22 protein-coding genes are annotated in these 24731 nt (G+C 35.8%); 14 read left to right on the top strand and 8 right to left on the bottom strand.

Translation table 11 applies throughout. From position 1 onward, the window contains the following. The first annotated feature begins 159 nt into the window (after positions 1-159). Together FW778_RS10960 and FW778_RS10955 are read left to right on the top strand one after the other, a co-directional pair. On the top strand, positions 160-1314 hold the full coding sequence (locus FW778_RS10960) for a hypothetical protein (protein WP_150414750.1): 1155 nt from the start codon (positions 160-162) through the stop codon (positions 1312-1314). 143 nt (positions 1315-1457) lie between these two features. After that, positions 1458-1631 (top strand): hypothetical protein, encoded by a 174-nt coding sequence (locus tag FW778_RS10955; RefSeq protein WP_235906200.1) that lies wholly within the window; start codon positions 1458-1460, stop codon positions 1629-1631. Between the two features lie 85 nt (positions 1632-1716). On the opposite strand, the gene mfd is transcribed toward FW778_RS10955, so the two are convergent. Further along, positions 1717-5160 carry a transcription-repair coupling factor gene (gene mfd, locus FW778_RS10950; protein WP_150414748.1) on the bottom strand — a complete coding sequence of 1148 codons (3444 nt, stop codon included), beginning with the start codon at positions 5158-5160 and terminating at the stop codon, positions 1717-1719. A gap of 147 nt (positions 5161-5307) precedes the next feature. Between mfd and FW778_RS10945 the strand changes: the two genes are divergently transcribed. Continuing rightward, positions 5308-6066, top strand: a complete 759-nt coding sequence (locus tag FW778_RS10945) for a ferredoxin--NADP reductase (protein WP_150414747.1) — start codon at positions 5308-5310, stop codon at positions 6064-6066. A gap of 131 nt (positions 6067-6197) precedes the next feature. Next, positions 6198-6587: a cupin domain-containing protein gene (locus tag FW778_RS10940; RefSeq protein WP_150414746.1), complete on the top strand. Its 390-nt coding sequence runs from the start codon at positions 6198-6200 to the stop codon at positions 6585-6587. 32 nt (positions 6588-6619) lie between these two features. On the opposite strand, the gene FW778_RS10935 is transcribed toward FW778_RS10940, so the two are convergent. The 4 genes from FW778_RS10935 to dtd are packed head-to-tail and all read right to left on the bottom strand — an operon-like array spanning position 6620 to position 9386. After that, complete coding sequence (locus tag FW778_RS10935; RefSeq protein WP_150414745.1) at positions 6620-8089, bottom strand: glycine--tRNA ligase; 1470 nt, start codon at positions 8087-8089, stop codon at positions 6620-6622. A 49-nt stretch (positions 8090-8138) separates the two neighbouring features. Beyond that, a complete protein-coding gene (locus FW778_RS10930; protein WP_150414744.1) occupies positions 8139-8471 on the bottom strand; it encodes a nucleotide pyrophosphohydrolase in 333 nt (110 codons plus the stop codon). A 42-nt stretch (positions 8472-8513) separates the two neighbouring features. Continuing rightward, on the bottom strand, positions 8514-8888 hold the full coding sequence (locus FW778_RS10925) for a GxxExxY protein (RefSeq protein WP_150414743.1): 375 nt from the start codon (positions 8886-8888) through the stop codon (positions 8514-8516). Positions 8889-8933: 45 nt separating this feature from the next. Continuing rightward, a complete protein-coding gene (dtd, locus tag FW778_RS10920; RefSeq protein WP_150414742.1) occupies positions 8934-9386 on the bottom strand; it encodes a D-aminoacyl-tRNA deacylase in 453 nt (150 codons plus the stop codon). 229 nt (positions 9387-9615) lie between these two features. Between dtd and FW778_RS10915 the strand changes: the two genes are divergently transcribed. From FW778_RS10915 to FW778_RS10905, 3 genes are all read left to right on the top strand, one after another. After that, entirely contained in the window at positions 9616-12972 is a 3357-nt protein-coding gene (locus FW778_RS10915) for a vitamin B12-dependent ribonucleotide reductase (RefSeq protein WP_150414741.1), read from the top strand. A gap of 205 nt (positions 12973-13177) precedes the next feature. Next, entirely contained in the window at positions 13178-13903 is a 726-nt protein-coding gene (locus FW778_RS10910) for an OmpA family protein (RefSeq protein ID WP_150414740.1), read from the top strand. Positions 13904-14025: 122 nt separating this feature from the next. Then, positions 14026-14508, top strand: coding sequence for a YcxB family protein (locus FW778_RS10905; protein WP_150414739.1), 483 nt, complete (start codon positions 14026-14028; stop codon positions 14506-14508). 1 nt (position 14509) lies between these two features. Here the strand turns inward: FW778_RS10905 and FW778_RS10900 are convergent, their stop codons facing one another. Beyond that, the gene (locus tag FW778_RS10900; protein ID WP_150414738.1) at positions 14510-14947 is read right to left on the bottom strand and encodes a GNAT family N-acetyltransferase; all 438 of its coding nucleotides are present in this window, start codon (positions 14945-14947) and stop codon (positions 14510-14512) included. Between the two features lie 271 nt (positions 14948-15218). Between FW778_RS10900 and FW778_RS10895 the strand changes: the two genes are divergently transcribed. The 4 genes from FW778_RS10895 (at position 15219) to FW778_RS10880 (ending at position 18655) form a co-directional block, all read left to right on the top strand. Further along, positions 15219-15455 (top strand): acyl carrier protein, encoded by a 237-nt coding sequence (locus tag FW778_RS10895; protein WP_150414737.1) that lies wholly within the window; start codon positions 15219-15221, stop codon positions 15453-15455. A 29-nt stretch (positions 15456-15484) separates the two neighbouring features. Next, a complete protein-coding gene (fabF, locus tag FW778_RS10890; protein ID WP_150414736.1) occupies positions 15485-16738 on the top strand; it encodes a beta-ketoacyl-ACP synthase II in 1254 nt (417 codons plus the stop codon). Positions 16739-16904: 166 nt separating this feature from the next. Then, on the top strand, positions 16905-17615 hold the full coding sequence (gene rnc / locus FW778_RS10885; RefSeq protein WP_150414735.1) for a ribonuclease III: 711 nt from the start codon (positions 16905-16907) through the stop codon (positions 17613-17615). Further along, a complete protein-coding gene (locus tag FW778_RS10880; RefSeq protein WP_150414734.1) occupies positions 17612-18655 on the top strand; it encodes an NAD(P)H-dependent glycerol-3-phosphate dehydrogenase in 1044 nt (347 codons plus the stop codon). Before rnc ends, FW778_RS10880 begins: the two co-directional genes overlap by 4 nt. 3 nt (positions 18656-18658) lie before the next feature. Here FW778_RS10880 and hemW read toward each other — a convergent pair whose 3' ends face one another. Beyond that, positions 18659-19804: a radical SAM family heme chaperone HemW gene (gene hemW, locus FW778_RS10875; RefSeq protein WP_150414733.1), complete on the bottom strand. Its 1146-nt coding sequence runs from the start codon at positions 19802-19804 to the stop codon at positions 18659-18661. A gap of 74 nt (positions 19805-19878) precedes the next feature. Here hemW and FW778_RS10870 point away from each other — a divergent pair, with 74 nt between their 5' ends. From FW778_RS10870 to FW778_RS10860, 3 genes are all read left to right on the top strand, one after another. Further along, complete coding sequence (locus tag FW778_RS10870; protein WP_150414732.1) at positions 19879-21699, top strand: BamA/TamA family outer membrane protein; 1821 nt, start codon at positions 19879-19881, stop codon at positions 21697-21699. A gap of 16 nt (positions 21700-21715) precedes the next feature. Continuing rightward, entirely contained in the window at positions 21716-22720 is a 1005-nt protein-coding gene (locus FW778_RS10865; protein ID WP_202552187.1) for a DUF4271 domain-containing protein, read from the top strand. Between the two features lie 112 nt (positions 22721-22832). Next, on the top strand, positions 22833-23591 hold the full coding sequence (locus FW778_RS10860; RefSeq protein WP_235906198.1) for a uroporphyrinogen-III synthase: 759 nt from the start codon (positions 22833-22835) through the stop codon (positions 23589-23591). A gap of 89 nt (positions 23592-23680) precedes the next feature. Here the strand turns inward: FW778_RS10860 and gap are convergent, their stop codons facing one another. Further along, positions 23681-24694, bottom strand: a complete 1014-nt coding sequence (gene gap / locus FW778_RS10855) for a type I glyceraldehyde-3-phosphate dehydrogenase (protein WP_150414729.1) — start codon at positions 24692-24694, stop codon at positions 23681-23683. Positions 24695-24731: the final 37 nt, after the last annotated feature.

Below are 24731 nucleotides of genomic sequence, written 5' to 3'. Positions count from 1 at the left end.
AAATTATTATAAAGCTTTTTCAGAAAATGAAAAAGCTTTTTTTATTTCATTGTATTGTAAATTTTTTTAGTGATAAACATTGTTACACATGTTAAGGTGGTTTTTAAGCGTAGAAGCGTAATATTGCATCCATAAACAATTAGATAATAAATTCAATTCATGAAAGCTGCTAGAGGAAAATTTTTAATCTTCTTTTTATTAATTGCGACTGCAGGAGTTAAAGCCCAGGTTGATTATCCTACTTTTAAAAACGAGACCGTTATAAATCCTGCAGATAGCCAGCAATTATCATTTAATTTATACAACCTTAATTATATAAATAATTCGGAATGGTTTGGAAATATTCCATTAAGCGGAACGCTGTTCGGCTACCAGATAATTCCTGAAATTGAATACCAGATTTCACCGAAGCTTTTTATTAAAGGAGGATTGTATCTTCAAAAAGAATTTGGCAGACCGCATTATACCACAGTCGACCCAACTTTCACAGTAAAATATAAAGCAAAACATTCATCCTTTTTACTTGGAACTTTGGAAGGAAATCTTAATCATGGATTTATAGAACCCATTTATGATTACAAATTAATTATTAACGAAAGGCTGGAAAACGGTTTCCAGTTTAAAGTGGATACCAAACCTTATACACATGATTTTTTTATTAACTGGAGAAGGGCTATTCATCCCGGTGATAATTTTAAAGAAGAATTTGACATCGGTTATGTTTCAAAATTAAATATCATTAATAATAAAAAATTTAATCTTGCGCTTCCTATACAAATGTTGTATTCGCACAAGGGCGGCCAGGTTGATAGTTTACATACGCCTTTGCAATCTCTTGTAAATTTTGCTACTGGCCCATTGCTGACTTTTAACCTCGATCATAAATTATTGAAGAGAATCATATTCGATAATTACTACGTTAACTATAAAGATATTTCGGGTGAAAAATTACAAGCTTTCAAAGAAGGAAATGGTTTTCTTTCACACCTGTTATTGGACTTTAAAAATGTTGGCATTGATTTACGATACTGGAACGGCCGGGGTTTTATAGGGCCAAGAGGAATGGCTTTATTTCAATCTGTTTCAGAAAAATATCCGGGGCTTGTTGAAAAACATCGTGAGCTTTTAATAGCAAGTTTTATTTATGATAAAGAAATTTTTAAGAATGTAAATTTCGATTTTAGAATTATACCTTATAAAGATTTTCTGGAGCATATTTCCAGCGGAACAGGACTTGAATATTCTTATGAAATGTATTTGAAGTATAATTTGAAATTAAATCTCAAAAAAATTAAGAACGCTTTGAATGATTAATGCACACCTGTGTGGAAATATATACCATGAAATACGTATTAAATCGCTAAATTTGAATACCACTGTCAACTGACTTTGGGCTATAACCAACTTTAAAAACTATAAACCCAATCAAAATGTCAAAAATGTTAACAGCCTATTGCATGAAAACAAAAGAAAAAAATGTACCAATGCAGGATGCAGTAATAACAAAAACTTCAAGAGGTGGATATATGGCGCAGGGCCATGATGGTAAAGGCAATAAAATGACAACAATGCTTAGCGAAGCTAATGCACTGCAAGCTGTAAAAGATGGAGTTGCCAAAAAGAGCTGGTAAGAACTACAATAAAAATGGTAAGCGATGTGGTTAATACTGTGTCGCTTTTTTTATTCCTGAACATTCTCCGAAGGTTTTCTGTTATCTATTCAGGAATCGTAAACGCAGTTTTGTGCTTAATTGAAGTCTTATGCATTCTCATCAAAAATTCATACATCTCCTCCATACTATTGATCTCCTTTACAATCAAAATTCCGTTTCTTCCTACCTGCTTTAATCTTGCTTTGTTGGTTTGAGTTTGAATAAAATTTAAAATCTTCATAAATGTTTCGCTGTTGAAATAAGGCGAGTCAGCATTGGCAACAAAGAAGCACTTTAAGGTATTTTCTTTTAAGATCATTTTTTCGAAACCCAAATCAACAGCTAATTTTCTGCAACGTAATGTTGTAAAAAGATCTTCAACCTGAGGCGGAATAGCGCCAAACCTGTCAATCATTTCTTTATGAAAATCCAAAAGATCTTGTTCGTTTTCACAATTATCCAGCCTGGAGTAAAGGCTTAGTCTTTCAGTAATACTCTCCACATATTCATCAGGAATTAATATTTCCAAATCAGTATCTATGGTGCAATCAGAAACATAATCATCCTGCTTTTGTATTTCTTCCTTAAACAGTTCTTTAAACTCTTTCCTCTTTAATTCACGAATGGCCTCGTCTAATATTTTCTGATACATTTCAAAACCAATCTCTGCAATAAAACCACTTTGTTCTCCTCCAAGCAAGTTTCCTGCGCCGCGTATATCTAGGTCACGCATGGCAATCTGGAAGCCGCTTCCAAGATCACTGTACTGCTCCAGGGTGGTCAAACGTTTTCGGCTATCTGCAGGCAATGTACTCATGGGAGGTGCCAGTAAATAACAAAAAGCTTTTTTATTACTTCTGCCCACGCGGCCTCGTAACTGGTGCAAATCGCTCAGGCCAAACTGGTGCGCATTGTTTACAATAATTGTATTCACATTCGGAATATCAACACCGCTTTCAATAATGTTGGTACATACCAATACATCATACTTACGGTCCATAAAATCGAGTATGGTTTCTTCAAGCCTGTCGCCTTCCATTTGCCCGTGAGCATAAGCAATGCTAAGATCAGGGCAAAGACCTTGCAATAAAGCACGCATCTCGCTAAGCCCGTGTACACGATTATGTATAAAGAAGACCTGGCCGCCGCGTTCAGTTTCATAATAAATAGCATCTCTTATAAAATCCTGGTTAAATACATGCACTTCAGTTTGGATAGGCTGGCGGTTTGGAGGTGGCGTATTTATTATGCTAAGGTCTCTTGCGCCCATTAGGCTAAACTGCAAAGTTCTTGGGATAGGGGTTGCCGTTAGTGTAAGCGAATCAACGGTTGTCCTTATTTGTTTTAGTTTTTCTTTTGCAGATACACCAAACTTTTGCTCTTCATCAATTACCATTAAACCAAGGTCTTTAAACTTTACCTCTTTTCCCAGTAATGCATGAGTGCCTATAATAATATCAATCTTACCTTCCTGAACTTTTTGTAAGGTTTCTTTTTTTTCTTTTGATGTTTTAAACCGGTTAATATAATCTACCGTTACCGGGAAATCTTTTAATCTTTCGCTGAAAGTTTTATAATGCTGGTATGCAAGAATTGTTGTAGGAACCAGCACCGCAGCCTGTTTACCGTCAAGGCAGGTTTTAAAAGCGGCTCTTATGGCTACTTCTGTTTTACCAAAACCTACGTCACCACATACGAGCCTGTCCATGGGTGACGGCTTTTCCATATCATTCTTTACATCAGTTACTGCTTTATTTTGATCGGGCGTATCTTCATATACAAACGACGCTTCTAATTCTGTTTGCATGTAATTATCAGGAGAATGTGCAAAACCTTTCAGGCTTTTTCTTTGCGCATATAATTTTATAAGATCGGTGGCAATATCTTTTACTTGCTTCTTTGTTTTGTCTTTAAGTTTATTCCATACATCACTTCCCAGTTTGTTCATCTTTGGAACTGTTCCTTCTTTACCACTGTACTTACTTATTTTATGTAGCGATGAAATATTTACATATAAAAGATCATTGTCCTTATAAACAATTCTTACTGCTTCCTGCATTCTTCCATTTGCTTCAATCTTTTGTAACCCGCTATAAACCCCGACTCCGTGATCAATATGTGTCACATAATCGCCCGGCTGAAGCTCCCGGAGTGTTTTTAAGGTAAGCGCTTTGTTTTTACTAAATGCCTGCCTTACCCTGTATTTATGATAGCGTTGAAAAATCTGGTGATCAGTATAGCAAACAATTTTTAAATCATTATCAATATAACCTTCATGTATAGACGCTGGTATAGGCGTAAAATTAATTTCAGCATTGAGGTCTCTGAAAATGGTATGTAATCTTTCTAACTGTTTTGGATTGTCTGCAAAAATAAAAAGGCCGTATTTTTTTATTTCAAAATTTTTAAGATTATCAATTAGTAAATTAAAATTCCGGTTAAAAGCCGGCTGTGGCGCAGTATTGAAATTTATGTTTGTAATTTCTGCATCTTTTAGTTGAGCATTTTTTGAGAAATAAGGCTTAGCTCCAAATTCAACAATATGTCTTTGTTTAATTTGTTCTTCCAAAACAGAAGCATTTACAAAATCATTTACTGAAATATCTTTTTTGAGATTTAGTTCATCTTCCGTTTCATCAATATTTTTTTCCCGGCCTGTTTTCACGCCATTAATAAATGAATCAACATCTTCCATTTGCTCTTCAATTATCTCCCTAATAAATTCCCAATCTTCTGTCCACACAATTGTATTATCCGGGAGAAAATTTAAGAGTGAAACCTTTTCGCCTGTTACAAATTGTGTTTCAACATTAGGGATAATATTTACCTGCAAAAGCTTACGCTCACTTAATTGTGTTTCGGGATCAAAGATTCTGATACTGTCTACGTCATTACCAAATAGTTCAATGCGGTAAGGCTTTTCATTGCCGTAAGAATAAATATCAAGTATACCGCCACGAACGGCAAACTGGCCGGGCTCATATACGAAATCGCTCCTGCTAAAACCATGATCAACAAACCGTGCGAGCAGGGCATCTACATTTATAGTTTCGCCTTGCTTAAATGAAATAATATTTTCTGAAAGTGTTTTTGATAAGACTACTTTTTCAAAAATTGCTTCGGGATAAGTAACAATAATTTTTCGGTTACCGCCTGCGCTTAACTTAGTCAATGCTTCTGTTCTCAACATTACATGACTGCTGTTAAGTAGCTGGTAATTTTTTTTATTTTTAAATGAAGAGGGAAAATAAAAAACATCAAGGGCCTTTGTTATATTTTCAATTGTGTTATGAAAATACGCCGCTTCTTCAGCATCTCTTAATATAACAAGCTGGTTGAGTTGCAAACTTAAAGAATGATTAAAAACAGCGGAAACTACAAACTGGGAAGCGCTGCCACTGAGGCCCGAGAGATGCAAGTGTTGTGGTTTTGACAATAAGATTCTGTCCACAATTGTAAAAATGCGGGAATCTTTTTCATACATATTCATCAACACATCCAGGTTCATTCAACAACTTTTGTCACCGGTGCGAAGGTAAGTTTTATTTTACCTCAACCCAATTTGAGAACAACATATAACATTATTAAAAGGAATAAATCAATGTAAATTTTTCATTTAGAAATATCATCAGTATTTTCCCCAAAATTTATTTGCATGGCATCACAACCCTGGCGGACGGGAACAGTTATAAGAATTGAAGACGAAACTTACAACACGAAACGTTTTTTTATTAGAGTAAATGAGCTTGAATCTTTTGATTTTAAACCAGGGCAATTTGTTACGTTCGATCTACCTATACATGAACATGTAAATAAAAGATGGCGTAGTTATTCAATAGCTAGCTGGCCCGATGGTACTAATGTATTTGAATTATTAATTGTGTTATTGGAAGATGGCGCAGGAACTAATTACTTATTCAATGAAGTGACAGTTGGAAGTGAATTAACCTTGCGTGGGCCGCAAGGTGTATTTACCTTACCGGCGCATATTGAAAAAGATTTATTTTTCATTTGTACCGGCACTGGCATTGCTCCTTTCAGGAGTATGCTTAACTACATTCAATTGCATAATATTCCTCACAAAAATTTATACCTGATCTTTGGATGCCGTACCAAAAAAGATCTTTTATATCATGAAGAAATGAAAGCGCTGGCGAAGAGATTAGAAAATTTTACTTACATGCCCACGCTCAGCCGTGAAGGGTGGGATGGAGAGGAAGGACATACGGGTTATGTACACAGTCTTTATGAAGAAATTTGTAAAAAGAATAATGAAGCATGCGAAACCCTTGAACATTTACAGCCCGCATCTTTTTATTTGTGCGGATGGAAAGCTATGATTGATGACGCACGTAAAAAAATTACAGCTTTAGGTTACGATAGAAAATCGATTCATCTTGAATTGTACGGATAGTAACATATTTTTTCCCAGGTGAAATATTAGTGACTTAAAATTTTATTTGCTTATTGAAGAGCGAATAAGAATATTCTTAAGTTTTTGCTTTAGGAATGATTTTTGGGAGGAATTTTACAAATCATTTCAAAATGGAAAGTACAAACATCGATGCAACTTTTAACCGCCCGGAGGGAAATAGAAATATAGATTCTCCTGTTTTATTGGTTAATACCCGAGACCTTATTAAACAATTAATGGATGAAAATGCATGGCAGGAAAATGACCGCAATGCTATTACTATTTTTAAAACTGATAAAATGCGAATTGTTCTTGTGGCTTTACATAAAGATGCAAAGACGACAACAGACCGGCCAGAAAATATTTTTAGCTTGCAGGTTTTAAAAGGAAAAGTAAAAGTAACCACTGATTTCAGTTCAACAGAGGTAGAAAAGGAAATGGTCCTGGCACTACATGAACAGATTCCATATTCAATCAAAGCTTTAAAAAAATCTATCTTTTTATTGACAATTGTTGATTAACCCAGGCAACACTGTAATTGTAAACAGTAGAACTAATTTATTTTTTCCATTAAAATGCTTTTTACTTCTGCCAAAGAAATTCTTTCCTGCATCATAGTATCCCTGTAACGTATTGTAACGGTATTATCTTCTTTTGTTTGATGATCGATGGTTACACAAAAAGGAGTTCCTATTGCATCCATTCTTCTGTAACGCTTACCTATACTGTCTTTCTCTTCATAAAAAGTATGAAAGCTTTGTTTGCACTCATTCATTAATTGTTTGGCAATTTCGGGCAAGCCATCTTTTTTTACCAATGGAAGTATGGCCAATTTGTAAGGTGCAATCTTTGCAGGAATTCTTAAAACGACGCGGCTATCTTCAGTACCATCTTCCTTTGTCCATTTTTCGTTTGCATAAGCAACGCTTATAACGGTTAGGAATAGACGATCCAGACCGACAGAAGTTTCCACCACGTAAGGAATATAATTTCCTATTGGTTTACCATCTTCTTTAAGATCGTTATCAAAATATTGCAATTTCTTTTTACTTAATTCCTGGTGTTGCTTTAAATCAAAATCAGTTCTTGAATGTATGCCTTCCAGTTCTTTAAAACCAAAAGGAAATTCAAACTCAATATCAACAGCCGCATTCGCGTAATGTGCCAGCTTTACATGATCGTGATAACGTAATTTTTCTGCAGGAATGCCAAGGCTTTCGTGCCATTTCAGTCTTTCCGTTTTCCAGTAATTGTACCATTCCATTTCAGTTCCGGGCTTCACAAAAAATTGCATTTCCATTTGTTCAAATTCACGCATGCGGAAGATAAATTGTCTTGCTACAATTTCATTGCGAAAAGCTTTCCCGGTTTGTGCAATACCGAACGGGATTTTCATTCTTCCGGTTTTTTGTACATTTAAAAAATTTACAAAAATTCCCTGCGCAGTCTCTGGTCGCAGATATACTTTATTATCTTCTTCATTACCAGAAACAGAAGAGCCGAACTCAGTTGAAAACATCAGGTTGAATTGGCGAATATCAGTCCAGTTAGCAGTTCCGCTAACTTCACATTTTATTTTATTTTGTTCGATCAAATTTTTTAATCCCCCGAAATCATCTTTTGATAGCAACTCATCCATGCTTTTTAATAAAGCAAATTCCTCTTCTTTCTTCCCTTCGAATGCAAGTTTTTCTGCATGAGATTCTATCAAATGATCTACTCTGTAACGTTTTTTGCTGTCTTTATTATCGATCATCGGGTCGCTGAAATTATCAACGTGACCGCTCGCTTTCCATGTAAGGGGATGCATGAATATTGCTGCGTCTATGCCTACAATATTTTCATGAAGCTGTGTCATGCTTTTCCACCAGTAGTCGCGGATGTTCTTTTTTAACTGTGCGCCGTTTTGCCCATAATCATAAACTGCGCTTAATCCGTCATAAATTTCGCTGGAAGGAAAAATGTATCCATACTCTTTGCAATGTGCAATTATCTCACTAAAATTATTTTGTTCATTTGCCATAAGGCGGCAAAGATAAGTATGCACTTTAAATCTCCCTAAAACTAAACTGTTACTTTAACTTCTCATTCTTTTTATGCCTCTCTCCATCTCTCAAACTTTTCTTATGAAAGTTTTTCTGCAATGCTTCTGTAAGATCAACACCGGTTTGGTTGGCAAGGCAAATTAAAACCCACAACACATCAGCCATTTCATCGCTCAGCTTTTTATTTTTATCAGTTTCTTTAAAAGACTGTTCACCATAAATTCTTACCATCAGTCTTGAAAGCTCACCAACTTCTTCCATTAAAATTCCGAGATTGGTTAGCTCACTAAAATATTTTACGCCAACAGTTTTTATCCATTGGTCAACTTTTGTTTGTGCTTCCTTTATTGTGATATCCATAAATTATTTTTATTACACGAATTCTTTCGAATTACACGAATTCTAAAAAACAATACGTTTCCAGGTAAGAGATGGTTCACCAAAATTTATTACCATTCCTAATTTTTGTTGTGATGCCGATAAATAACTTAAGGTTTGATATAAATGATTGTAAATAATTTCAGCGACGGATTTAACTTTTAAAATAATACAATCGTATAAAAGGAAATCTGTAAAGTGAAGATTGCGCAATATTTTTTCTTTGTATTTAACAGAGAATCGTTTTTCTCTTTCAAAAGGAATATTCTTTTCTATGAATTCTATTTCCATTGCATCCTTATAATTAATTTCTTTTAAACCCATTTCAGCTGTTTTATGAATTTCCATGCATATCCCTATAATTTTAAAAGATTCTTCTTTAAATAACAATTCTGCCATTAATGAAATGTAATTAGTGTAATTAACTAAAATTAGTATAATAAACTATTCCCTATTCTTTGAATCAATCCAAATCGTAACCGGCCCATCATTCACCAAAGCAACTTTCATATCGGCACCGAACTCACCTGTTTGTATTGTTTTACCAAGATCTTTTGATAATTGTATTAGGAACTTTTCATATAGAGGAATAGCAATTTCTGCTTTGCTCGCTCTTATGTAAGAGGGACGATTTCCTTTTTTAACAGATGCATGTAAAGTAAACTGGCTTACTACTAAAATATCACCATTTATATCTTTAACTGAAATATTTGGTATTTTATTTTCATCATCAAAAATGCGAAGATTGACGATCTTATTACTTAACCAAATTATATCTTCTTCCGTATCGGCGTCTTCAATTCCTGCCAATAGAAGAAGCCCTGTGCCGATGGCTCCTTTTATGGTAAAGCCCACTGTTACTGAGGCCTGGGACACTCTTTGAATCAATATTCTCATTATTTGAGTTGAAAGTTATTTTATTACAGGAAAATTTCAGTATTTGAAAAAAAAATTTATTTAAAGTGTGCAAAAATTTTTAAACGCAGTGTGCGTATGGCTCGTAAAATTATACATACTTCTTTTCCACAGACTGTGCAAAATTTAGGCTGTGTTTTGTGAATGAGAAAAAATATTTTCGTTCTCCCGCATCCCAAAAATAATTTATTAAACTAAAAATATTAGCCCAATGCCAAGTAATAATTTGCCTTCAACCGGCCTCCGTTTTCCGCGGCAATTTACCAAAGATGGTATTTCACCATTTGATATGTTTGAATACGATTACCGTACATCGGTAATTAAAAACACAACGGGAGAAATTGTTTTCCAGATGGACAACGTTGAAGTGCCGAAACAGTGGAGCCAGATTGCCACAGATATACTGGCGCAAAAATATTTTCGTAAGGCTGGTGTACCGCAACCGGATGGAACAACGGGCAGAGAAACGTCGATAAAACAAGTGGCACATCGTATGGCACATTGCTGGCGGGTTTGGGGAGAACGCAACAATTATTTTGGTTCTGAGGATGATGCTCAAATTTTTTATGAAGAGCTTGTATATGGAATTTTAAATCAATCCTGTGTGCCTAATTCGCCACAGTGGTTTAATACCGGTTTGCATGAAGTGTATGGAATAACAGGCAAACCGCAAGGTCATTATTATGTAGATGCAAAGGATGGCCAGTTAAAGAAATCAACCTCAGCTTATGAGCGCCCGCAGCCGCATGCTTGTTTCATTTTAAGTGTAGAAGATGATTTGGTAAATGAAGGGGGTATTATGGATTTGTGGGTTCGCGAAGCAAGAATTTTTAAATACGGCAGTGGAGTAGGAACAAATTTCAGCAGTATACGCGGAGAAGGCGAGAAGCTTAGTGGCGGCGGTACTTCCAGCGGATTAATGAGCTTTTTAAAAATTGGTGACCGGGCAGCCGGTGCCATTAAAAGCGGAGGAACTACAAGACGTGCTGCTAAAATGGTTTGCCTCGACCTGGATCATCCCGAAATTGAAACTTTTGTAAACTGGAAGGTAGAAGAAGAAAAGAAGGTAGCAGCTTTAATTGAAGCTGGCTATCCAAGCGATTATGAAGGCGAAGCCTATAAAACGGTGAGCGGGCAAAACAGTAATAACTCTGTTCGCATACCCAATGAATTTTTTCATGCACTTGAAGCAGATGGTGATTGGGAACTGAAAGCAAGAAGTGATGGCCGCACCATGAAAAAAGTAAAAGCAAAAAAATTATGGGATGATATTAATTATGCAGCCTGGCGTTGTGCTGATCCCGGCACACAATATAATACTACCATTAATGAATGGCATACCTGCCCTGAAGGCGGATCTATAAGAGCGTCTAACCCTTGCAGTGAGTATATGTTCTTGGATAATACTGCATGCAATCTCGCATCGGTAAATCTTCGCAGATTTTTTAATGAAAGCGATAATTCTTTTGACGTTAATGGTTTTGAATATACAGTTCGCCTGTGGACGACCGTTCTTGAAATTTCTGTGCTGATGGCACAGTTTCCAAGTAAAGAAGTTGCACAACTCAGCTATGATTACAGAACATTAGGACTTGGTTTTGCGAATCTCGGCAGTATGCTTATGGTGAGCGGCATTGCTTATGATAGTGAAAAGGCAAGAGGCATTGCAGGAGCAATTACAGCAATCATGACGGGTATTGCTTATAAAACATCTGCAGAGCTTGCAGCCCATTTAGGAGCTTTCAGTAAGTATGAAGAAAATAAACAACATATGCTTCGTGTTATGCGCAATCATCGTGCTGCGGCTTATGATGCAATGGATGCTTATGAAGGAATTGAAATAAAACCACAAGGCATCAATGCAAAATATTGCCCTGATAATTTGTTGAAGGCCGCAACAAAAGCATGGGATGACGCAGTAATGATGGGTGAAAAATATGGATACAGAAACGCACAAACAACCGTAATTGCACCAACCGGAACTATTGGATTGGTTATGGATTGCGACACAACAGGCGTGGAACCTGATTTTGCTTTGGTGAAATTTAAAAAACTAAGCGGAGGTGGCTATTTTAAAATTATCAATCAAAGTGTTCCACAGGCATTAAGAAATTTAAAATATTCTGAAAAGGAAATTGAAGAGATCGTAAATTATGCCAAGGGCCATGCATCATTAAATGGAGCGCCGCACATCAATCCTGCAAGCCTTGCCAATAAAGGCTTTACCGGAACTGATATTCAGAAGCTGGAAGCGGCTATGTCATCAGCATTTGAGATTGGTTTTGTATTTAACGTATATAATTTAGGAGAAGAGTGTTTACAGCGTTTAGGTTTTTCCCAGGAACAATATAACAACTTCGAATGGAGCTTATTGGAAGCTTTGGGCTTTAGTGAAGAACAAATTGAAGAAGCCAATACTTACATCTGCGGAACAATGACGGTTGAAGGCGCTCCTTATTTAAAAGATGAACATTTATCAGTATTTGATTGTGCTAATAAATGCGGCAATATCGGCAAAAGATATATTCATCATGAAGGTCACATTCGCATGATGGCGGCAACGCAACCATTTATAAGCGGTGCTATTTCCAAAACAATTAATCTTCCTAACGAAGCAACCATAGAAGAAATTGCAGAAGCGTATAAGTTAAGCTGGCAGCTGGGATTAAAAGCGTGTGCGCTTTACCGTGATGGTTCAAAATTGTCACAGCCATTGAGCAATAAAAGTGACAAAAAGAAAAAATCTATTGATACCGAACAACAGGAAATAAGTAATGATGAACAGGTAACAAAACTCGTTGACATGAGCCAGCTTACTGTAGAAGACCTGCTTGAAGAAATGAATAAGCGTGTGCAAAGCAGTGCTGATACAGCTTTAAAGCGCCAGCTTGCCATGATTGTTGAGCGCAGGGCATTGCCTGCAAAACGCCGGGGATTTACACAAAAAGCAAAAATAAACGGGCAGGCCTTATTTCTAAGGACGGGAGAATATAACGACGGTACATTAGGAGAAATTTTTATTGATATGGCTAAAGAAGGCGCTACTATGCGAAGCATGCTTAACTGCTTTGCAATAGCCATTTCTATAGGTTTACAATATGGAGTTCCTTTGGAAGAGTTTGTAGAAAAATTTGTTTTCACCAGGTTTGAGCCATCCGGAATGGTTGATCATCCAAATATTAAAACAACAACCTCTATTATTGATTTTATGTTCCGCTCACTGGCGTATGAATATTTGGGAAGAAATGATTTGGTACATGTACTCGATAAGCCTGAAGTGGAAAACCTAGGAAATGAAGTGTGGGATGAAAATACGCCAACCATTGGGAACCGTGTACCCGAATTAAGTGAAGTAAGAGTTATTGGGTCAACTAACGGCAAAGCTCAAACGAAACCACACAGAACGGAACATGCAAAAAAAATAAGCAATGGATTTGATGCGGTAAACTCCGCTGCAAAAAATATGCAGAGCGATGCACCGGCATGTAATACCTGCGGGCATATAACTATTAGAAGCGGCACTTGTTATAAATGTTTGAATTGCGGCAACAGTATGGGATGTAGTTAGAAGTATATTTTAGCAACAAGCATAGAAGCCACCCTTATAAGGTGGCTTTTTGCTTTAGTGAATTGGTTGAAAGTCAAGTAATATGTATGCCGGAGATAAAAATAAATACCACTTTTTTGCGTTCTTAAATTGAAAAATACAGAATAATGTTTTGGCTTACAGGATTATTCTGCTTATCTCTCAATAATTTTTTCAAAATAACCTTATGAAAATTTTTTTAGCGGTTTTATTTTTTACTGCTTCATTTCCAACGGTTTATTCACAAACAACAACCGTATTAAATCTTCCCAAAGACGCAAAAGTAGAAGGCACTGTTTCAGACATGCACACCAAGGGGCCAAAAAATAATGAACTGGTTGTTTTCAGAAGCCAGAAGAATAGTAATGAGTACCAGGCAATCAGTGACTCAACGGGAAAATTTTCTACCAGGCTTCCTGCCGGCGACAAGTATGATATTTATATTATGGGCTTCAAAGATTCGAGTAGCTATAATGTTCTTGATATTCCTGCACTTGGCCCCAATTCTTTTTATAAAAATCCTTTTACAGTAAATCTTGAATTTGAACCCTCGAAAACCGTTGTATTGGATGATGTTCAATTTGATTTTGGCAAATCTTCTCTGCGTGCAGAATCTTATAGTACGCTTGATGACCTGGTTGATTACTTAAGAAGGAAACCTAATGAAAGGATAGAAATTGGTGGACATACGGATAATGTAGGAAGCGATGAAAAAAACCTTGTGCTTTCGCTGGAGAGGGCAAAGTCAATAGTATCTTATTTAATAGCAAAAGGAATCAGCAATGACAGGGTGGTGGCTAAAGGTTATGGTGCCGAAGAACCGATTGAAGATAATAGCACTGAACAGGGCAGGCAAAAAAATCGCAGAACTGAGGTTAAGATCTTAGACCAAAGCCAGGTAACTCAACAATAGAAAATATATTATGGGGTTTAATTTCTGAAATGAGATTCATTATTTATTGGGACCTAGTTCTCTAAAATTTTATCTCCTGTAAAATGCATTCACTTTAATACTACATCGTACATTTGTTTGCTATGACATCTTTATTTTTTACTTATAGCAAACCTAAAGTGTTGCAGGCATTACGGTATCATTTTATTACCAGGAAAGAAATAAAATTTATCGTGATCCTTGTAAATTTATTTGCTATTGTAGCTGCAACCTTTTATTATTTCAAAAAAGTATCGGCTTACGTATTCTTAGGAAGTTCCTGTTTATGGTTTTGTTTAATGATATCTTTTTGGTATGTATTGCCAAATGTCATTTATCGCAAATCAAAAACTTTTAAAGACCGGCTGAAGGTAAGTTTTGAACAGCAACATATGTTTATTGAAAACGATGGTGGCAGCAGAAGCTGGCCCTGGACTGCTTTTAGCAGTATGATTGAAAGTCCATACTTTTTTCATTTATATTTCGATAGCCGTTCATTCTTTATTATTCCTAAAGATGCGTTTGAGCCTGACAAAATAAGCGAGGTGAGAAAAATTTTAAAAGAAAAAATTAAACCTGACGGTTAAATTAAAAATGGTGTAATTTTTTTACCATTGTAACATGAGGAATGGAAATTTCAATGAATTCATGACCTGAAACTTTATAGCCGAGTTTTTCATAAAAACCAATAGCTGTTTTACGGGCGTGCATCATAACCTTTTTATACCCTGCATCTCGTGCAACGTTTTCAGCGTAGTGCAATATCGATGCGCCAACACCTTTCCCCTGTAAATTATTTTGCACTGCCATTTGCCGCAGTCTTATGCAATCTTTATCTATTTTGGTGAGCAGGCAACATCCCAATATTTTTTCTTCTTCAAATGCGCAGATAAGAATATCATTTTTTTCTTTTTCAAGTTCGGCAGGGTCAAAATTAAGTTGCAATGGCTTGCGCAAAATTTCATATCGCAAATCAACCATTTGCTTATATTCTTTTGTACCGTGATCTATTTGTTTAATTGGCATAAGTAACACAAAGGGGATTACAACCGTTCAATAAAAATACAATATACTATTTTTTTGAAATTATGAGCGATGAACAAAAGATCCGGCCCTTATTATTAACGACTAAAATACCTAATAACAAAATGAATTTTTTATTCCTGAATTACATTCTGAAATTTGATTCCGAAGGTATGCAGGTCAGATTTTAGTTCAAACTGGGTGTGATTACTTATTATTTTTTTTTATCACAAAAAGTATATTTTTGTAGCCGTATTAACTAAATTTTACAATCATGCAAGACATTGCAACAAGAGTTAAAAAAATCATTGTTGACAAATTAGGAGTTGATGAAGCTGAGGTTACACCGGAAGCTTCTTTTACTAACGATTTAGGTGCCGATAGTTTAGACACCGTTGAATTAATCATGGAATTTGAAAAAGAATTTAATATTTCTATTCCTGATGAGCAGGCTGAAACCATTACTACGGTTGGCCAGGCTGTAGCATACCTTGAAGAGCATGCTAAGTAATCATCGTATTTAACATTGCAGGCAAACTTATGGAATTAAAAAGAGTAGTCGTAACGGGATTAGGAGCCATAACGCCTTTAGGTAAATCTGTTCCGGAATACTGGGAAGGTTTAGTTAAAGGCGTATCTGGTGCTGATATTATTCAGCAGTTCGATATTGCGAAATTTAAGACCAGGTTTGCCTGCGAGGTTAAAGATTTTGAACCTACCAATTACTTCGACAGAAAGGAAGCTCGTAAACTTGACAGGTTTGCCCAATTTGCGCTTGTTGCCAGCGATGAAGCGGTAAAGGATGCAGGTATAAGCAAAGATAACGTTGACCAGGACCGGGTAGGTGTAATTTTCGCCAGCGGTATTGGCGGCATTACAACTTTCCAGGACGATGTTATGGAATTCGCGAGAGGTGATGGTACTCCACGCTTTAATCCATTCTTCATTCCCAAAATGATTTTGGATATAGGCGCCGGGCAGATCTCGATGAGGTATGGTTTCCGGGGTCCAAATTTTGCTGTGGTAAGTGCATGTGCAAGCAGCACCAATGCTATTATCGATGCTTATGACAATATTCGTTTAGGCAAGGCCGATATCATACTCTCCGGGGGAAGTGAAGCCGTTATTTGCGAAGCGGGTGTTGGCGGTTTCAATGCTATGAAAGCCCTCAGCGAAAGAAATGACGATCCAAAAACCGCATCGCGGCCTTTTGATAAAGACCGTGATGGATTTGTTATGGGAGAAGGCGCAGGTGTTCTTGTTTTGGAAGAACTGGAACATGCAAAAGCCAGGGGAGCAAAAATTTACTGTGAAATAGCTGGCGGTGGTGCAACAGCAGATGCATACCACATTACAGCGCCACATCCCGACGGGCTCGGGGCAAAAAATGTAATGACCGTTGCTTTAAGAGATGCCGGCATGAGGCCTGAAGATATTGATTATATAAATGTTCATGGAACTTCAACTCCTTTGGGAGATATAGCCGAAACTAAAGCAATCCTAAGTGTTTTTGGCGACAAAGCGTATGATTTAAATATCAGCTCTACAAAGTCAATGACCGGCCATTGCCTTGGTGCAGCCGGGGTAATAGAAGCCTTAGCTTGTATACTCGCAGTAACAAAAAATATTATCCCCCCTACAATCAATCATTTTACTGATGATCCTGAACTCGATCCACGATTAAATTTTACTTTTAATAAAGCTCAGGAAAAAGTTGTAAATGCTGCATTAAGTAATACGTTCGGATTCGGTGGCCACAATGCTTCTGTAATTGTAAAGAAATATAAGCCATAGAATATATGGCTTCTTTTGTTTCAAGGAATCATTTTTATTAATTTGATTTTAAAGTAGCAATTCCCCGGTAATTTTTTAGAATAATACAAGTTTCTTTAACGCCTCCCATAGAAAATAATAAAATTAATTTTCTTTACCTTAGGAATAATTTATTTAAATTTCGATTGTGCATTTTTTCAGAAATATTTTTTCTTCAAAGGCAGATAAAGATTTGAGAAGGCAACTCCGCAATGTTCTTGGCTTGAATCCCGGGAAATTAAATTTATATAAAACGGCTCTCAGCCATCGTTCCATAAGAGAAGGGGCCGATGAAAACAACGAGCGACTTGAATTTTTAGGCGATGCAGTACTCAGTTCATTGGTTGCGCATTATCTTTTTATGCGTTATCCTTATAAAGATGAAGGTTTTTTAACCGAGATGAGAAGTAAAATGGTTAACCGCAATCAGTTAAATGAAATTGCCCTAAAAATTGGATTGAAAAAAATTACTTTTTACAATCGTTTTGATAATTCTTTAAAAATATCCCAAATATTTGGTAACACTCTGGAAGCCCTGGTTGGCGCCGTTTATTTGGATAAAGGTTATAAGAAAACACGTGAGTGGGTAAATCAGCATATCATAAGTCCGCATCTGTTTATGCAGGATCTTGAGAATCTTGATATCAATCAAAAAAATAAATTATATGGCTGGGCCAATAAGAATGGTAAGAACCTTGAGTTTGAAACGTTGGATGAAAAAATAGAAAATGGAAGAAGGCTTTTTACTATTGGTGCAAAAGTTGATGGAGTGGTAATTGCCGAAGCAAAAGCATATAATAAAAAAGATGCAAGCCAGGTAGCTGCACAAATTGCAGTAGAAAAATTAGGACTATTATGAAATTTGGAATTATAGGAAGTGGAAGCTGGGGCACTGCATTGGCAAAAATTTTAACCGATAATGTTAATTCAATTAATTGGTGGATCAGGAATGAAACAAGTATTGTTCATTTTAAAAAACGGCACCATAATCTCCAGTATTTAAGCTCTGCTTATTTTGATACAAGCCTGTTGCATTTAACAACAAATGTTGAAGAAGTAATAACTAATTCTGATTGCATAATTGTAGTCGTCCCGTCTGCCTATGCTTTGAATATACTTGGCGGTTTACCAAAAAATATTTTTCAAAATAAAAAAATTGTCTCTGCCATAAAGGGAATATTACCCGAACAAAATTTATTGCTGAATGACTATCTTAAAAATGAATATGCGGTTGAACTCACCAATTATTTTACAATACTTGGGCCGTGCCATGCGGAAGAAGTTGCTGCCGAGAAATTATCTTACCTCACTTTTTCTGGAATTGATATAGCAACTACAGAATTAATAGCTTCTTTTTTTAAAAATGAATACATCAACATAATTACCAATGATGACATATATGGTGTGCAGTATGCCGCGATATTAAAAAATATTTATGCTCTTGGAGCCGGGATAGCTCACGGCCTTGAATATGGCGATAATTTTTTGAGTGTGCTTATAGCCAACAGCGCAGATGAGATGGCGGGTTTTTTAAGAAAAGCCGGAATTCAAAATATAGAAGTGGGAAGCATTGACCATACGTTTATGCCTATTCGAAATGAAAAACATATCACTAATTATGCTGCCTCTGTTTATTTGGGCGATCTTTTGGTAACCTGTTATTCTTTATACAGCCGCAACCGTACATTTGGAAATATGATTGGTAAAGGATATTCTGTAAAATCTGCACAGCTTGAAATGAATATGGTTGCAGAGGGATATAATGCCAGCAAGTGTATTCACATAATTAATAAAAAAATTCTTGCAGAAATACCTATAGCTGAAACGATCTATAAAATTTTGTGGGAGCATCTTTCACCGGAGGATGGTTTCCGGGAAATTGAGAAAAATTTAGTATGAAAATTAAGTAGTAAAGAACAATTGCGACGCTATTCTATCGGCAAATAATTTTCCTTCATTACTTAAGATGAGACATTCATTTTTATAAATGATCATCTTTTTATTGATGTAATCAATAACAGCATTTTCTATTCTTTTTCTCTCTTCTGCCGAAAAATTATGTTCTATTGTTTTCAAATCAAGTCCTTCAATAGTTCGTAAAGAAGTCATAATATATTCGTTTAACCTCTCAACGTTAGTAAGCTTTTCTTCTTCAAAAGGAATAATGTTATTTTTTATTGATTTAATATAGGAAGGATTGTTCGCTATATTCCACCTTCTGCTTTTTCCATCATAAGAATGAGCCGAAGGACCAATGCCAATGTATTTTTTGCCTTGCCAATAGCTGCTGTTATGCCTGCTGCGGTAACCCGGTTTTGCAAAATTGGAAATTTCATAATGCTCGTAGCCAGCTTCTTTCAGCCATTTCATAAGAAGCAAAAATTGGTTGGCCTGTTGATCTGTATCAATATCAACTTTCTTTTTTAAAGCGATCATTTTTTGTAAGGCCGTTTTTGGCTCAACAGTTAATGCATAACAGGCAATATGGGGAGAGCCCGAGTTTATAACCTGTTCAACATTCATTTTCCATTCTTCATCTGTCAGGCCCGGAGTTCCATAAATAAGATCAACAGAAAAATTATTGAAACCTGCATCTTTTGCCAATACAATACTTTCAAATGCCTGTGTTGTATTATGTGCCCTGTTCATCCATTGCAAATCCTGTTGTTTGAAAGACTGAATACCGATGCTCAACCTGTTAATACCTGCGTCTTTCCAGGTTGATAATTTTTCTTTATTTATATCATCCGGATTGGCTTCAATAGTAATTTCAGCATCCTTACTTTTTGTATAATTATTTCTTACAGCATCCAATAAATTTTTTATATCATCATTATTAAGCAGGCTTGGTGTTCCTCCGCCAAAATATACAGTTTCTATAATTTCTGTTTCACTTTTATCGTTTAGTAAATAAAGAGACGAAAGTTTAATTTCTTTAATTAAAGCAGCTATCATCTCATCTTTTAAATCCAATGAAGTAGAGAAATGAAAATTGCAATAATAACATGCCTGTTTGCAAAACGGAATATGAATATAAATACCTGCCAATTTTTTTGTTTTACTGCCTTTACTTTATTCGGGCATTGTTTTCAAATATTTCATTTTAGATTTGAATGATTAACATGAAAGCAGCAACAATAAAATATTTCAGCCGTGTTTTGTTTATTATTGCAACATTGATATTATTATTTGTTTCAAATATTTTCGCCCAGAAAAAATATATTGTAAACTACCTGCTATCCGGCAAAGATACTTCGTATAACTTACAGCAACTTGGCCTTAAAACATCTTTCGATGGAAAAGAATTTGCAACTGTTTATTTAAATACATTAGCCGCAACTCTTGTATCCAAAGGGTTCCCTGCTGCTTCAATTGATTCAGTGATTTATGATTCAACCCATGCAACTATAAATCTATATTTGGGAGACCAATACAAATGGGTCGAAATAAATACCGATAGTGTTGATGAAAAATTACTTGAGTCTACCGGCTGGAATGAAAAGCAATTTAAAAATAAAACTATTGATTTTGTGCGTTGGCAGCAACAAGAAGAAAAGATTTTAAACTATTATGAAAATAACGGCTATCCTTTCGCAGAAGTGTCGTTAAATAACGTTGAAATAACAAATAACAAAATTAAAGGAACCCTTGATGTAAAAAAAGGCCCTTTGTATCATATTGACAGCATCAGGGTGTATGGGAAAGCGAAAATTAAAAATTTATTTCTTCAGCATTATTTTGATATAAGTAATGGAAGTATTTATAGTAATCAAAAATTACAGAAAGTAAGCAACAGGTTAAAGCAATTACCATACCTGCAGGAAGTGCAGCCGTGGGATGTAACTATGTTGGGAAGCGGCTCTGTACTTAATTTGTATTTGCAACCAAAACGAAGCAGCGAAATAAATGTACTCGTGGGTTTTTTACCTGCCAATACAACAACCGGTAAAACACAATTAACAGGCGATGTGCATCTCAACTTAAAAAATTCGCTGGGGCAGGGCGAAAATATCTTAGTGAACTGGCAACAACTGCAGCCACAATCGCCCCGTTTGAATTTAGGATTTAACCAGCCTTATATTTTTAATTCTTTATTTGGAATTGATTTTAATTTTGATTTGCTGAAGAGAGATTCGTCTTATTTGCAGTTGAATGGTATTATAGGAATTCAATATAGTTTATCGGTCAATCAATCGGGAAAAATCTTTTATCAAAATGAGCGAAGTTACCTGCTTTCAGGCGGCATCGATACCAACAATATTTTAATTACAAAAAGGCTGCCACCTAACATTGACGTAGGCTCCGGCAATTTTGGAATTAATTACAATTTTGTTAATACAAATTACAGGCTTAATCCACGAACCGGGAACGAATTGGAAATAACTGCCACCGCCGGAATTAAAAAAATTTCAAAGAACAATAATATTATAAACCTGAAAGATCCATCGGATCCCGCATTTGATTACAATTCATTGTACGATTCTGTAAAACTAAAATCCTACCGGTTACGGTTAGTTGCAGCAGCAGCTCATTACGCTCCCTTAGGTAAACGCAGTACATTAAAAATGGCGGCTAATATTGGATGGTATCAAAGTCCCCAAACTTTCCAAAACGAATTGTTTCAAATAGGAGGTTATAAATTGCTACGCGGCTTTGACGAAGAAAGTATTTATGCAAATCAATACGCTGTTTTCACAGCGGAATACAGGTATCTTGTTGGGGTTAATTCTAATTTCTTTGGTTTTACTGATACAGGCTTTACTCAAACAAAATTTAATAGTATCGATTACTCCAACAATTTTATAAGCGCAGGACTGGGCCTTTCATTCGAGACGAAATTTGGTTTATTAAACCTAAGTTATGCGATAGGAAAAAGGAATGATATTAAATTTGATATTCGCAATGCTTCTAAAATACATTTTGGCTATATCAACTATTTTTGAGGTATTAAACATTAAAATGACGCGGTACTTTATAACTACTTTTTTGCTTACTTTTTTTTGCGCCTATCTGCATGCTCAGCAACAATCCGCTAGCTTAACACAAGTTAGAACAGACACATTAGGTATTAAATTAAAAGATTCGCCAGGAGTAAAAACCAAATCACCTAAAGTGGTGATTCATCGGGTGATAACACCAGATACGTCGGCTATTCTATTAAAAGACACAACCCGCTTAAATGCCGATTCAATTAAAGCGACGGCTCATCGTATAATAAAATCGTATCATTCTTTTGTTGATTCATTGCTGGCATCAGGTAAATTTATCAATGTAAAAGACCCGCCAATATTTTTTGGTGCAGAAGGGAAGCAAATTACTGGTAAAGAATTTATATTTTATTCATTATGTTTCGTGATTTTGATTCTTGGAATATTTAAAACTTTTTACAACAATTATTTTAATAACCTCTTTCGGGTATTTTTTAATACTTCTATCAGGCAAACCCAGCTTACAGATCAGCTTTTGCAGGCGAAACTTCCTTCTTTTATTCTTAATATTTTCTTTGCAATAAGTGTTGGATTTTATGTATGGTTACTTTTTAAACACTACCACCCGCCGCGCCTAATAAACAATAAATTGTTATTGCCTTTTTGTATTGCAGGCATAGGCGCCCTTTATTTTATAAAATATTGTATTCTCAAGTTTATGGGTTGGATGAGCGGAATGCAGCAGGCAGCGGATAATTATATTTTTGTAATATTTCTTGTTAATAAAATTACTGGCATTATCCTGGTTCCCTTTTCAATCCTTCTTGCGTTTTCAATGGCAGCCTGGACTAACTATATCGTTACTTTCTCTCTGTTGATGATGGGCCTGTTTTTTTTATCGAGGTATATAAAGACCTATGGCGTTTTGGAATACCGATTTCCACTAGAACCTTTGCATTTTGTTATTTATGTAACGGCTGTTGAAATTTTGCCTCTACTTATCGTTTATAAATTAGTGGTTGATTACTTTATATAAATGTTGAATTTCAGAATAGTATAAAATTGTATTGCGACAAAAAAATGTAACTTTGTGCTATACCTGCTTGATTACTATGGATATGAAAACTGATTTACAAGAGCTCAAAACTTTGAAACAAATCGAAAATATTCTTATAACACAGGCGAGGCCGGAAGGGGAAAAATCTCCTTACTTTGAAATGGCAAGAAAGTACAACTTAAATCTTCGATTTGAGCCCTTCATTAGAGTAGAACCAATTCCTGCAAAAGAGTTCCGAAAACAAAAAATTGAAATCGCTGCATATTCAGCGGTAATCTTTACGAGCCGTAATGCAATTGACCACTTTTTCAGAACATGTGAAGAGCTGAAATTAACTATATCTCAAAACACAAAATATTTTTGTATTACGGAAGCTGTGGCGCTGTATCTGCAAAAATTTATTTTATATAGAAAAAGAAAGGTTTTTTACGGAGCCGATGGAACTAATAAAAGCCTTTTCGATGTTATTAACAAGCACAAGGAGCTTGAAAAGTTTTTGTATCCTTGTTCTCAATCATTCGATAGCGAAATTACCAACTGGCTTATAGCAAATAACTGCGAGTATGCTATCCCGGTGTTATATCAAATAATCTCAAATGACGTAAAAGATATTATTGAACAAAAGCACTATGATATTATTTGCTTTTTTACACCTCTTGGTGTTAAAAGCTTCGTAGAAAATTGCCCCAGGTTTGTGCAGAATGGAACTTTAATTGGTGCTTTTGGCGATAACACACGTAAAGCTGTTTTAGCCGCAGGATTAAATCCTGATATAGTTGCACCACAGCCCAAAATGCCAAGCATGGTTTCCGCTCTCGAAAATTATCTTTCCGGTTTGAAAAAAAAGTGAGCACCTTAAAGATCCCTCCTGCGCGGGTAAGAAAAAACCCCTCTGTTATGAGGGGCAATTAAAAATATCGAAAACAAAATTTCCTTAGATTATTTCTTTATAAGTCCTGCAAAATAATTTACCGTGCGTACTAACTGAGATACATAACTCATTTCATTATCGTACCAGCTTACGGTTTTTACCAATTGATCGTCGCCAACAGTCATCACCTTCGTTTGTGTAGCATCGAACAAAGAACCGTAATGAGTGCCTATCACGTCTGAACTAACAATGTCATCGGTATTATATCCAAAGCTTTCGTTAGAAGCAGCTTTCATGGCAGCATTCACTTCTTCAACTGAAGTCTTTTTATTAAGAACAGTAGTTAACTCTGTTAATGAGCCAGTAATTACAGGAACTCTTTGCGCACCACCATCCAGCTTACCTTTAAGCTCTGGCAAAACAAGGCCAATAGCTTTTGCAGCGCCGGTACTATTAGGAACAATATTCGCAGCGGCAGCTCTTGCTCTTCTTAAATCCCCTTTTGGATGTGGAGCATCCAATGTGTTTTGATCATTCGTGTATGCGTGTATGGTAGTCATAAACCCGATTTTAATTCCAAAAGAATCGTTCATCACTTTTGCCATTGGTGCAAGGCAATTAGTAGTGCACGATGCACATGAAATAATAGTTTCAGTTCCATCAAGAATACTGTGGTTTACATTAAAGACAACTGTTTTTAAATCACCTGTTGCTGGTGCAGAGATGACAACTTTTTTTGCCCCTGCCTTAATATGGGCTTCAGCCTTGTCTTTATCAGTAAAAAATCCAGTGCTTTCAATTACAACATCAACGTCGTGGGCTCCCCATGGAATTTGTGAAGGATCTTTTTGTGCGTATATTTTTACTTCCTCACCGTTAACAATAATTGCGTTCTCTGTGCTTTTTACCTCACCCTCAAATCGTCCCTGTGCACTGTCGTACTTTAATAAATGTGCCAATACTTTCGGGCTCGTTAAATCATTAATAGCCACCACATCTATTCCTTTCATATTATAAATTTGCCTGAAAACAAGACGGCCTATTCTGCCAAAACCATTAATAGCAACTTTAACTGTGCTCATAATTATTCGTTTTTATTTTAAAAATTGAGTTGCAAAA

This window comes from Ginsengibacter hankyongi, assembly GCF_008710285.1.
Taxonomy (GTDB): domain Bacteria; phylum Bacteroidota; class Bacteroidia; order Chitinophagales; family Chitinophagaceae; genus Ginsengibacter; species Ginsengibacter hankyongi.
Note: the sequence above shows the minus strand (reverse complement) of the source record. Positions and strands in the feature narration are given on the sequence as shown.